This window comes from uncultured Roseovarius sp., assembly GCF_913054395.1.
GTDB lineage: Bacteria > Pseudomonadota > Alphaproteobacteria > Rhodobacterales > Rhodobacteraceae > Roseovarius.
The window spans coordinates 42,678-53,647 of the sequence record NZ_CAJXIP010000004.1 but is presented as its reverse complement, the minus strand read 5'-3'; the positions used below and the strand labels follow the sequence as shown (position 1 = coordinate 53,647).

Here is a 10,970-nt window from a genome sequence, read left to right as displayed (position 1 = left end):
CCTCGCTTGATGTTGCGCCCGGCGAATGCGTGGCCCTTGTCGGGGCGTCGGGGGCGGGAAAATCCACCCTGATGCGGATGATCTATGGCAACTACCTGACCGCCTCGGGGCGGATCATCGTGGGGGATGTCGATGTCACAGGGGCCGCCCCGCGCGAGATTATCGCGCTGCGCCGGACCACGCTTGGCTATGTCAGCCAGTTTTTGCGGGTCGTGCCGCGTGTCTCGACGCTGGATGTGGTGGCCGAGCCGCTGCTTGCAACGGGAACCGCGCGTAGCGCGGCAATCGCCACCGCCCAGGGCCTTCTGGCGCGGCTCAATATCCCCGAGCGGCTCTGGTCGCTAAGCCCGACGACCTTTTCGGGGGGCGAGCAGCAGCGTGTGAACATTGCGCGCGGTTTTGCCTATCCCTATCCGGCGTTGTTGCTGGACGAACCGACGGCAAGCCTTGATCCGACCAATCGCGCGACCGTACTTGCGATGATCTGCGAGGCGAAGGAGCGCGGTGCGGCGATCATCGGCATTTTCCACGATCACGCGGCGCGCGATGTGCTTTGCGACCGCGAGCTGGACGTGACTCGGTTCACGCCGGGCCTTGCCGCATGAGCGGGCGCTTCATCGCGATTGTCGGCCCCTCGGGCGTGGGCAAGGACAGCGTGATGCGCGCCCTTGCAGCGCGCGATGCCCGGTTCGTGCTTGCCCGTCGGGTGATCACGCGGCCCGTTGATGCGGGCGGCGAGGTGTTCGACAGCCTCACCGAATCCGCCTTCGCCGCGCAAGAGGCCGCCGGGGGCTTTGCCCTGAGCTGGCGTGCGCATGGGCTTTGCTATGCGATCCCGGCCTCGGTCGATGCGGTGCTGGCCTCTGGGCGCGACGTTCTGGCCAACCTGTCGCGCAGCGTGTTGATCGAGGCAAAGGCGCGCTTTGCCCGCCTTGAGGTGATCGCGCTGAGCGCCGGGCATGACGCCCTCCTGGCGCGGCTTGTGGCGCGCGGGCGCGAGAGCGAGGCCGAGATCGCCCGCCGACTTGAACGCGCGGATTTCACCCTGCCGCCGGATATTGCGGCGCATGTTGTAGAGAACGACGGGGCGCTTGACGATTGTGTCACGGCCATCCTGTGCCATCTTGATCCCACCATGACTGCGCGAAAAAGCGAGATATACCAATGACAAAAGACACAATACTCGCCAACGCGCGGCTTGTTCTGAAGGATGAGGTGATCCTTGGATCGCTTCGGATCAGGGGCGGGCGGATCAGCGGCATCGACAGCGGCGGAACGGTGCCTTCGGGGGCGTGTGACATGCAGGGCGATTTTGTGGCGCCGGGATTGGTCGAGCTGCACACCGACAATCTTGAGCGGCACATGTCGCCGCGTCCCAAGGTGGACTGGCCGCATCGCGCCGCGATTATGGCGCATGATCGCGAGTTGGCCGGCACCGGGATCACAAGCGTGTTCGATGCCATCCGGGTCGGGTCAATCGTCTCGGGCGACGGGCGGCGCTATGGCAAATATGCGCGCCAGATGGCCGATGAAATCCTGTCGATGCGCGCAGCGGGTGCGCTTCGGATCAGTCACCATATTCATCTGCGCGCGGAAATCTGTTCCGAAACCCTGATCGAGGAGCTGGCCGAGTTCGGCCCGGAGGATCGCGTGGGCATCGTGTCGATGATGGATCACACCCCCGGTCAGCGCCAGTTCAGCGATTTGCAGAAGTACAAGGATTACGTCTGTGGCAAGCACGGCCTGGATTCGGCGGCATTTGGTGATTACGTGACCTTTCTGCGTGGTCTGCAAGAGCGGTTCGGCACCACGCATGAGGCTGCGACTGTTGCCGCCGCCAGGCGCTATGGCGCCACGCTGGCCAGCCATGACGACACCACCGCGGCCCAGGTCGCCGCCAGCCATGCCCATGGTGTGACCCTGGCCGAGTTTCCGACCACGCTTGAGGCGGCAGAGGCATGTCACACGAACGATATCGCCACCATCATGGGCGCGCCCAACCTGATCCGGGGCGGGTCGCATTCGGGCAATGTCGCGGCGCTTGATCTGGCGCAGGCGGGGCGGCTTGATATCCTGTCTTCAGATTACGTGCCGGCCGGTTTGCTGATGGCTGCGGTCCAGCTTGGCACGCTTTGGGGCAACATGGCGCGCGGGCTTGCGACGGTCAGCGATACCCCGGCAAGGATGGTCGGGCTTGGCGATCGCGGGGTGCTTCGCGTTGGCGCGCGCGCGGATATGGTCCGCTTTTCGATCCTCGAAAACACGCCGGTCCTGCACGAAACATGGTGCGAGGGGCGGCGTGTGTTCTGATCAGGCAAGCGGCAGGCCCCTGGGTGACGGGCGGTGATGCCCGTGGATGGCATCACCCAAGCGCATGGGTCATGACATTGCGAAGCAGGCGCGAGACGTTGTTGTCGTAATCGTTCCAGGGCAGGCTTCCGCAAAAGGTGATCGAGCCGGTGGCAAAGACACGCCCGCCGCCGGGGTATTCGGCATAGATCATGTCGGCATGCATTGCGTCCGCCGCGCTGCCGCCGGTCAGGTTGGTCAGATGGGTCAGCTGCTCTTCCGGGACCAGCATGAAACCGGTGTCGCGGGTGACCGAGCGCGCCAGAAGGACGGCGTTGTCCGGGGTGCCGATGCGATGGTCCATATGATCAAGCTCAAATCCCGCCGCACCATTTCCCGAGAATCCGAAATCCCCGATCAGCTCGTCGTCGATCCCGTCAAAAACCCAGTCGTATTCGGGGTCTGTGCAGACCCGGCAATAGGGGTCGCCAAAGAATTCGCCCTGTGCGGCAAAGCCGATCCCGACAAGGTCTTGCGGGGCACGTCCGTTGCGCCGCCAAAGCCCGCCATAGCCACCGTCAAAGGCGTTGTAATACTCGCCCGGTTCCGCCGCCCAGGCCCGGATGCCATCCTCGGCGCGGCGGATTTCAAGCAGGCTGTCGTTTTCGTCGTGTACCGCTATGCGCCAGTAGAACCCATTGCCGCCGAGATACATCAACATGCCGCCGCCATCGCGGTAATCGCGCAGCGCATCAAGGGTGTTGGCGGTGTGGTATTCGGGATGGGTCGCGGTGGTCACGACGTCGTAGCCACTTATCGCCGCGACGCCGTCGTCATGCAGCTCGCGGTCGGTGATCACGTCATAGTCGATCCCCATCGCATGCAGCCAGCTTATCAGGTGCGAATCGGCGGGAAAATGGCGCAGGCCCGAACAGGGCGTCGTGCCAAAGGTCAGGTAACCGGGGCGCAGGTTGAACAGCGGGCGGTGATGCGAGCCATGGCAGATTCCCGAGCCGTCGGCATGATAGTTATAGGTCGAGAGCCCATATTGCGGGTACTCTGCGGGGTTGTATGGATAGGCATCCCATTCGGCGATGCGGTCTTGCCAGGAGGGCTCGTAATCCGGGCGGGCGTGGTTGCCGTAGATCGTATAGGTAAAGGTCGAGATCAGCACACAGAGCCTGGCCTTGGGCCGCCCGAGCGGGGCGCAGACAAAGAACGGGATCGCGTCCGCGTGCCCGTCACACTCAAGCCGCATTACATAGACGCCCGATGGCATGTCCTCGGGCAGGGTAAAGGTGAAATCGGTGTCCCAGCCGAAATCATAGATGTCATCATTGTGGAAATGGATCGCCGCGTAATGCGCGGGTTTGTGGGTCCAGTTCATTTCCGACCCGTCCCAGGCCGAGCCGGTAACGGCACGCGCGGGAAAGTTCACAAGGCCAAGATCGGGGCCTTTTATCGCCTCTGCGGTGGTTGTCCTGATGCCCTTGGAAAAATCCCAGGCCGCGAGAATCCGATCGTCTACAGCAATGCCCGGCGCCTCGATTTTTCCATTGAAATGCTGGCTTGCCGTATCCCCGTCATGGCGCGCGGCGACGGTTGGCTGTGCGGTGGTTGCGAGGGCACCAATGCCCGCGCCACTCACCACGCAGGGTGCCCGGTCGCGTGCCGCCAGCGGGTGTTGCTCAAGGATGATGGCGTCCTTCGTCACCCGTGCCTCGATCCGGGCCCATTTGCGCAGCTTGAGGGGCTGGCCGGTGGTGATCACCCGGCCCTCCACGCAAAGGCTCGCGGCGCCGGTCTCGTCAAGACGCAGGTCATAGGGACCAAACCCAAGCACGGTTTGAACCGTGCCGGTAATCAGCGTGGGATAGACTGTCGCCGAAAGGGTGATCGACGCCTCGGGATCTGCGCGCAGTTCACCCTTTGCGATCCCGTAGGACCCTGCCGCAAAGGGGCGGTGGACAGAGGGAAAGGATTGGGTGGCGAAAAACGCGCATGCGTCCTCTTCCACGATGCCTGCCCCCTCGGGGTTGGGATCGGCGCTTATGGATCTCACAAGGCGCGCTGTGAAGGGCTGCGCTGCGGTCGACGAGACCTTGAAGGCCAGTGTTTCGCCGGGTCGCGCCGACAGGCGGTCCACATATCCCAGAAGAGGCAGGTCTTGGGGGTTTGTTGTCATCGTGTTGGTCCATAAACAAGATTTGGAAGATAGGTGACCCAGTCCGAGTAAAACACCAGAAGCAGGATCATCAGCCCATAGGGGATCAAAAGCGGCAGCACTCCGACCGAAATCTCTTCGATGGAGATCTTGCTGATCCGTGCGGCGACGAACAGGTTGACGCCGATGGGCGGGGTCAGAAAGCCGATCTCGCAGGTCATCACGGTGAAGATGCCAAACACCACCGGATCGACCCCGAGGCTTGTCACCAGCGGAAAGAACACGGCGGTGAAGATGATGATCTGAGGGATGCTTTCAAGCCACATGCCGACAATGATGTAAAACACGCCGATCAGCAGCATCACCAGCCAGGGGTACGCAACCAGCCCCTGGAACAGGGCAAGCACCGAACTTGGGATGTCAAAGATGGTGACCAATTGGCCAAAGGCCTTGGTCGAGCCGAGAATGAACAGAACCGAGCCGATGACGATGGCCGTGAACTTGAACGCATGGAACAGCTTGGCCCAGGTCAGGCCGCGATAGATGAACATGCCGACAAACAGGCCATAGGCAACGGCCACGCCCGCGGCCTCGGAGGGGGTGAAGATGCCCGCGTAAATGCCGCCAAGGATGATCACCGGCGCCATCACCGCCCATTTGCCCTCCCAGAAAGCCGTGAGAAGCGGCCCCCAGCGGAATTTCTCGCCGGTGCCGCCATAGTCGTTTTTCAACGAGATCACGAAGACCACCACCATCAGCATCAGACCCAGCACGATGCCAGGCACGATCCCGGCCAGGAACAGGCGCGGGATCGACACATCGGTGACAAGCGCGAAGATGATCAACAGGTTTGAGGGCGGAATCATGCTTCCCAAAGCGCCGGCAGAGGCGGCGATCGCCCCGGCAAAGCGCGACCGATAGCCCTCGGCCTGCATGGCGGGGATGGTGATTGATCCGATGGCCGCCGTGGTCGCAGGCCCAGAGCCTGAAAGCGCGGCAAAGAACATGCAGGCGACGACGGTCACAAGCCCCAGGCCGCCCTTGTAGGCGCCGACAAGCTTTTGCGCGATATTGACCAGCTTTTCGGACATTCCGCCCTGTTCCATGAGCTGCCCGGCCAGAATGAACAGCGGGATGGTCACCAGCGGAAAAGGTTCGAACGCGGTCCAGGCGGCCTGGGCCATCAGGGTCATCGGAATATCGGCGATGATCAGCCCGGCAACGGTGGCAATGCCGGCCGCAAAGGGAATGGGCACGCCGATCGCCATGGCAAAGACAAAGACGACGGCCATCAGGATCGGCCCGTTGGCCCCGCCGAGGACGGCCATGATCAGGGCGACAATCATCGCGACAAGCACGATGACCGGAATGACGGAAATCCGGGGTTTGGGATCGGTGATATCGTTCATAGCGGCAGCCCCTTGAAGGCGTCAGAGCGCCAGCGCCAGTAGACCTGGAGAATGCGAAACAGCATCAGGACGAATAGCATCGGAATGAACATCTGGATCCAGCGCTGTTCGATCCCGAGGCCAGGTGTCTGATAGGTGACATTGAACAAAAGCTGCGTATAGGTGGTTGTCTGTGCGATCATGAAGAGAACGAAACCGACCCAGAGCGCATCGGCCAGCACGACACAGCCGACCTGAAGCGCGCGGGGCAGGCGGCTTATCAGAAGGGTGATGCGGATATGCGCGCGCTCGCGCACCGCCATCGTCGCGCCAAGATAGACCGCAAAGATCATCCCATAAACGGCGGTCTCTTCGGCCCAGGCGGCGGCAGAGTGAAAGAAGAACCGCAGCACCACCTGCATCAGGACAGAGCCGACGACGATACAGAGAAACAGGGTACAGAGGACTTCCTCGAAATACCGGTCAAGTTTGGCGAGCACTGCGACCTCCGGGTGATTGCGCTAAAGTCATCGGGAAAAACGGGCGCGCAGGGATAGCGCGCCCGAAAAGCCGGGAGAGATGGGGGCGGGCCTAGTTTGCGGCCGCGCGGATGGCCGATACCAGGGCGGTGAAAGCCTCACCCTTGTCGGCGGCATAGCTATCCTGCACCCGCTGACCGGCGGCGATGAAATCGGAGCGGTCGAACTCGGCTGTTGTCATGCCGCCTTCGCCCACGAGAAAGGCGCGGATTTCATCGACCTGACGGGTCATTTCCTCTTTCTGGTACATGCCCGCTTCGCGCGCGGCGCGCATCACGGCGTCGCGCTGGTCATCGTCGAGCTTGTCCATGATCCGCTGGCTGGCGAACAGCGGCGAGAAATAGGTGAAATGCTCAAGCGCCGTGAAATAGGGCATGATTTCATAGAATTTCTGCGACTTGATAAAGGATGTGCCGTTGTCGGCGCCCTCGACCGTGCCGGTCTGCAGGGCGGTCGGCGTGTCCGCCCAGGGAAGCGGAATGGGGGCTGCGCCAAATTCGGTGAAGGTATCAATCATCACCTGGTTCTTGGGCACACGCACCTTGAGGCCTGCCATATCCGCCATCTTGGTGATCGGGTTGCGCGAGTTGTAGAAATCGCGGTCGCCGACAAAGCCGTAGGTCAGAAGGTAAACCCCGGTCGCGGCGTGAAGCTGATCGGCGAAGTCCTGTCCGACCTCACCTTCGAGCACGCGGTAAGCGTGGTCCTTGTCCTCGAAGATATAGGGCAGGACGAACGCATCCATCAGCGGGAAGTGGGGCGAGATGTTGTTGCCGGTGATCACATGCATGTCGACGGTGCCAAGCTGCATCGCCTTGAAGGCCTCGTCTTCGCCCATAAGCTGACCGCAGCAGCGGACTTTGACGTCAATCGTGCCGCCGGAATATTCTTCGGCCAGTTCCTCGAACTTGTCGGCCAGCACCGCGTAGGTGCTGCCTTCGGCGGCGGCATAGCCAAGGTTGATGACAACATCCCCGGCCATGGCCGATTGTCCGGTAAGCGCAAGCGCAAGTGCAGATGCCGCCACGGGCAGCGATTTGAAAATTGGCATTGATCTCTCCATGTCGTGCGTTTGGTTTTTTATTATTCGGACAGGTTGGCATGAAGGGCCATGCAAGTATAATATCAATTTGGTTCATTCTGATACTTTTTGGGCATCATGCAATTTGGTCTTCGCCATATCCGCTACTTCATGGCCGTCGCGGACGAGCTTCACTTTCGCCGCGCCGCTGAACGTCTGGGCATCGCGCAGCCCGCGCTTAGCCGGGCCATCCGCAATCTTGAGGATCAGCTTGGGGTGGAGCTTTTTGATCGCTCGAACCGCAGGATTGCGATCACGCAGGCGGGTAAGACCTTTCTGGATGGCTGTCGCGGGGTGATCAATGCGGTCGAGCATACGGTCGAGAACACCCGCCGCGTGCATCAGGGCCAGATCGGGACCCTTCGTATCGGTTATACGGATATGGCGATTGCCGGCTTGCTGCCGCGACGGCTCAAGGATTTTCAGGAACAACAGCCGGGCCTTGTGTTGCAGCCGCATCACGATGTGACCACGACCCAGCTTCACAAGCTGGAGGATGGCGAGCTTGACGTCGGCTTTGTGACCGGCCCGATCAGCCGCATTGGTTATGATCAATGCCTGATCCAGTCCGAACGATTTGTCTGTGTGCTTTACGACCATCACCCGCTGGCAAAGCGCAAGAGCATCCGCCTCGAAGAGCTGGCGCATGAGGTTTTCGTTCATGGCACCTCGAAGGATTGGGAGCATTTTCACGCCTATCTCATTCCCTTATGTCGCCGGTCCGGCTTTGTGCCCCGCGTCGTTCAGGAAGCGTTCAACACGGCCGGCATTCTTGGGCTTGTGGCCTGTGGCATGGGCGTCACGATCCTGACCGAGAGCGTGCGCGGATCGGCGGGGGCGGGGCTTGTCGTGCTGCCGCTCGAGGATATTGCCGAACAGCTTCAGACCGTGGCGATCTGGAAGGCCCGGAGCGGCGACCGGGCCACCGGGCTGTTCATAGATTTCCTGCGCGAGGCCGGGGAGGAATAAGGCCGGGTGCCACTCTTGGCTTGCCATGCGCGGCCTCTCGCCCTAATCACGCCCCCACAGCACTTGACCCAATCAACATCGGGGGGCCACGCCTTGCAGACGCCTTTTTACCTTATTGATAAGTCACGCCTTTTGCCGAACATGGAAAAGATCGCCTGGTTGCGCGAAGCCTCCGGCGCCAAGTCCCTTCTGGCGCTGAAATGCTTTGCGACATGGTCGGTTTTCGATTTCATGTCCGAGTACATGGATGGGTCCACCTCATCTTCGCTATATGAGGTAAGGCTTGGGCGCGAGAAATTCCCCGGCGAAACCCACGCCTATTCAGTGGCTTACGCAGATCATGAGATCGACGAGGTTCTGGCGAATTCGGACAAGATCATTTTCAACTCGATCGGTCAGCTTGAAAAGTTTGAGGGCCCGTCGCGGGGCCATGTGCGCGGATTGCGGGTCAATCCCGGTGTCTCGACCTCTGATTTCGATCTCGCCGACCCGGCCCGCCCGTTCAGCCGCCTTGGCGAGGGCGATCCCGAAAAGATCGCGCGCGTGGCCGACAGGATCAGCGGGCTGATGTTTCACAACAATTGTGAAAATGACGACTTTGCGCGTTTCGACGAGATGCTGACGCTGATCGAGGACCGCTTCGGGCCGATCATCCGGGGAATGGACTGGATAAGCCTTGGCGGCGGCATTCATTTCACCGGCGAGGGCTATCCGCTTGACCGTCTCGCAGAGCGCCTGAGGCGGTTCGCAGAAGACAATGGCGTGCAGGTCTACCTTGAACCGGGCGAGGCGGCGATCACCGGAGCGGCAACCCTTGAGGTCAGCGTTCTGGACACGCTTTACAACGGCAAGAACCTTGCCATCGTCGACAGTTCGATCGAGGCGCATATGCTCGATTTGCTCATTTATCGTGAATCTGCCAAGGTAAGCCCTGACACTGGCGATCACGAATGGATGATCTGCGGTAAATCCTGTCTTGCCGGTGATATCTTTGGCGAATTCCGGTTTGACGCGCCGCTCAAAGCGGGGGATCGGATTTCGTTCCAGGACGCGGCGGGCTATACGATGGTCAAGAAGAACTGGTTCAACGGGGTGAAGATGCCCGCCATCGCCATCCGCGAACTTGATGGTACGATCCGCCTTGTGCGCGACTTTGACTATGCCGATTTCTCGGCAGCCCTTTCCTGAACAAACACAAGAGGTCTTTTGGATACATGAAACGCAACGTTCTCATCATTGGCGCCGGCGGCGTCGCTCAGGTTGTGGCGCATAAATGCGCGCAGAACAACGATGTGCTGGGGGATATCCATATCGCCAGCCGGACGCTCTCGAAATGTGAGGCGATCCTGGAGAGCGTGCGTGACAAGGCGGCGATGAAGCAGGACGGCGTTCTTGTGGCGCATGAGGTCGATGCGATGGACAGTGCCGCCGTGGCCGCGCTGATCAACAAGACCGGCGCGCAGATCGTGATCAACGTCGGTTCGCCCTTCGTGAACATGACCGTGCTCGAGGCCTGCATCGAAACCGGGGCCGCCTATATTGATACGGCGATCCATGAAGACCCCGCCAAGATCTGCGAGACGCCGCCCTGGTACGCGAATTACGAATGGAAGCGCCGCGATGCCTGCGCCAAGGCCGGGGTGACGGCGATCCTTGGGGCGGGTTTCGATCCCGGCATGGTCAACGCCTTCGCGCGCTTTGCCGTGGACGAGTTCATGGACGAGGTGACGTCAATCGACATTGTTGACATCAATGCCGGCAGCCACGGCAAGTATTTCTCGACCAATTTCGACCCCGAGATCAACTTTCGCGAGTTCACCGGCACGGTCTATAGCTGGCAGGAGGGCGAGTGGAAGACCAACAAGATGTTCGAGGTCGGGCGCGAATGGGATCTGCCGGTGGTCGGCAAGCAAAAGGCCTATATGTCGGGCCATGACGAGGTGCATTCGCTTGCCGCCAATTATCCGCAGGCCGATGTCCGGTTCTGGATGGGCTTTGGCGATCACTACATCAACGTCTTCACCGTGCTGCAAAACCTCGGCCTTCTGTCCGAACAGCCGGTTGTGACCGCTGAGGGGCTGGAGGTCGTGCCGCTCAAGGTGGTCAAGGCGGTGCTGCCCGATCCCTCAAGCCTTGCACCGAACTATACCGGCAAGACCTGTATCGGTGATCTGGTCAAGGGTACCAGGGACGGCAAGGAGGTCGAGGTGTTCGTCTATAACGTGGCCGATCACAAGGACGCCTATAACGAGGTCGGCAGTCAGGGCATTTCCTATACCGCCGGCGTTCCGCCGGTCGCGATGGCGATGCTGATTGCCGATGGCACCTATGACACGGCGAAAATGGTCAATGTCGAAGAGCTTGACCCCAAGCCGCTGTTTGCGCTGCTTGACCGGATCGGATTGCCGACCCGCGTCAAGGATGAGGCTGGCGACCGCTCCTGGGCCGAGGTCTGATGCCAATGGCGGGTTCGGGCGCTTTGCCCCGGATCCGCGCCCTTGGGGGGCAACAGGCAGCGATCAATGCCGTGCCCGGTTCGC

At 61.0% G+C, this 10,970-nt stretch carries 10 protein-coding genes; 6 read left to right on the top strand and 4 right to left on the bottom strand.

Annotated elements, in window-relative coordinates:
- From phnL to QZ522_RS01225, 3 genes are all read left to right on the top strand, one after another.
- A partial coding sequence (phnL, locus tag QZ522_RS01235; RefSeq protein ID WP_294606617.1) for a phosphonate C-P lyase system protein PhnL occupies positions 1 to 605 on the top strand: 605 nt, incomplete at its 5' end.
- The gene (phnN, locus tag QZ522_RS01230) at positions 602 to 1,168 is read left to right on the top strand and encodes a phosphonate metabolism protein/1,5-bisphosphokinase (PRPP-forming) PhnN (RefSeq protein WP_294606615.1); all 567 of its coding nucleotides are present in this window, start codon (positions 602 to 604) and stop codon (positions 1,166 to 1,168) included. The genes phnL and phnN, both read left to right, overlap by 4 nt.
- Positions 1,165 to 2,310 carry an alpha-D-ribose 1-methylphosphonate 5-triphosphate diphosphatase gene (locus tag QZ522_RS01225; protein ID WP_294606613.1) on the top strand — a complete coding sequence of 382 codons (1,146 nt, stop codon included), beginning with the start codon at positions 1,165 to 1,167 and terminating at the stop codon, positions 2,308 to 2,310. The genes phnN and QZ522_RS01225 overlap by 4 nt, the downstream gene beginning before the upstream one ends.
- Positions 2,311 to 2,362: 52 nt before the next feature.
- Here the strand turns inward: QZ522_RS01225 and QZ522_RS01220 are convergent, their stop codons facing one another.
- The 4 genes from QZ522_RS01220 to QZ522_RS01205 form a co-directional block, all read right to left on the bottom strand.
- Positions 2,363 to 4,474 carry a N,N-dimethylformamidase beta subunit family domain-containing protein gene (locus QZ522_RS01220; RefSeq protein ID WP_294606611.1) on the bottom strand — a complete coding sequence of 704 codons (2,112 nt, stop codon included), beginning with the start codon at positions 4,472 to 4,474 and terminating at the stop codon, positions 2,363 to 2,365.
- On the bottom strand, positions 4,471 to 5,862 hold the full coding sequence (locus tag QZ522_RS01215; RefSeq protein ID WP_294606609.1) for a TRAP transporter large permease: 1,392 nt from the start codon (positions 5,860 to 5,862) through the stop codon (positions 4,471 to 4,473). The genes QZ522_RS01220 and QZ522_RS01215 overlap by 4 nt, the downstream gene beginning before the upstream one ends.
- Entirely contained in the window at positions 5,859 to 6,341 is a 483-nt protein-coding gene (locus QZ522_RS01210) for a TRAP transporter small permease (protein ID WP_294606607.1), read from the bottom strand. The genes QZ522_RS01215 and QZ522_RS01210 overlap by 4 nt, the downstream gene beginning before the upstream one ends.
- Positions 6,342 to 6,432: 91 nt before the next feature.
- A complete protein-coding gene (locus QZ522_RS01205) occupies positions 6,433 to 7,431 on the bottom strand; it encodes a TRAP transporter substrate-binding protein (protein ID WP_294606605.1) in 999 nt (332 codons plus the stop codon).
- 108 nt (positions 7,432 to 7,539) lie between these two features.
- Between QZ522_RS01205 and QZ522_RS01200 the strand changes: the two genes are divergently transcribed.
- The 3 genes from QZ522_RS01200 (at position 7,540) to QZ522_RS01190 (ending at position 10,886) form a co-directional block, all read left to right on the top strand.
- Positions 7,540 to 8,430 (top strand): LysR family transcriptional regulator, encoded by an 891-nt coding sequence (locus QZ522_RS01200; protein WP_294606603.1) that lies wholly within the window; start codon positions 7,540 to 7,542, stop codon positions 8,428 to 8,430.
- A gap of 93 nt (positions 8,431 to 8,523) precedes the next feature.
- Complete coding sequence (locus QZ522_RS01195) at positions 8,524 to 9,618, top strand: carboxynorspermidine decarboxylase (protein ID WP_294606601.1); 1,095 nt, start codon at positions 8,524 to 8,526, stop codon at positions 9,616 to 9,618.
- 26 nt (positions 9,619 to 9,644) lie between these two features.
- Positions 9,645 to 10,886, top strand: a complete 1,242-nt coding sequence (locus QZ522_RS01190; RefSeq protein ID WP_294606599.1) for a saccharopine dehydrogenase family protein — start codon at positions 9,645 to 9,647, stop codon at positions 10,884 to 10,886.
- Positions 10,887 to 10,970: the final 84 nt, after the last annotated feature.

What these genes read in the sequence shown, in the direction of transcription:
- phnN (WP_294606615.1), top strand. Translation starts at nt 602, where the DNA reads ATGAGCGGGCGCTTCATCGCGATTGTCGGCCCCTCGGGCGTGGGCAAG.
- QZ522_RS01225 (WP_294606613.1), top strand. Translation starts at nt 1,165, where the DNA reads ATGACAAAAGACACAATACTCGCCAACGCGCGGCTTGTTCTGAAGGAT.
- QZ522_RS01220 (WP_294606611.1), bottom strand. Translation starts at nt 4,474, where the DNA reads ATGACAACAAACCCCCAAGACCTGCCTCTTCTGGGATATGTGGACCGC.
- QZ522_RS01215 (WP_294606609.1), bottom strand. Translation starts at nt 5,862, where the DNA reads ATGAACGATATCACCGATCCCAAACCCCGGATTTCCGTCATTCCGGTC.
- QZ522_RS01205 (WP_294606605.1), bottom strand. Translation starts at nt 7,431, where the DNA reads ATGCCAATTTTCAAATCGCTGCCCGTGGCGGCATCTGCACTTGCGCTT.
- QZ522_RS01200 (WP_294606603.1), top strand. Translation starts at nt 7,540, where the DNA reads ATGCAATTTGGTCTTCGCCATATCCGCTACTTCATGGCCGTCGCGGAC.
- QZ522_RS01190 (WP_294606599.1), top strand. Translation starts at nt 9,645, where the DNA reads ATGAAACGCAACGTTCTCATCATTGGCGCCGGCGGCGTCGCTCAGGTT.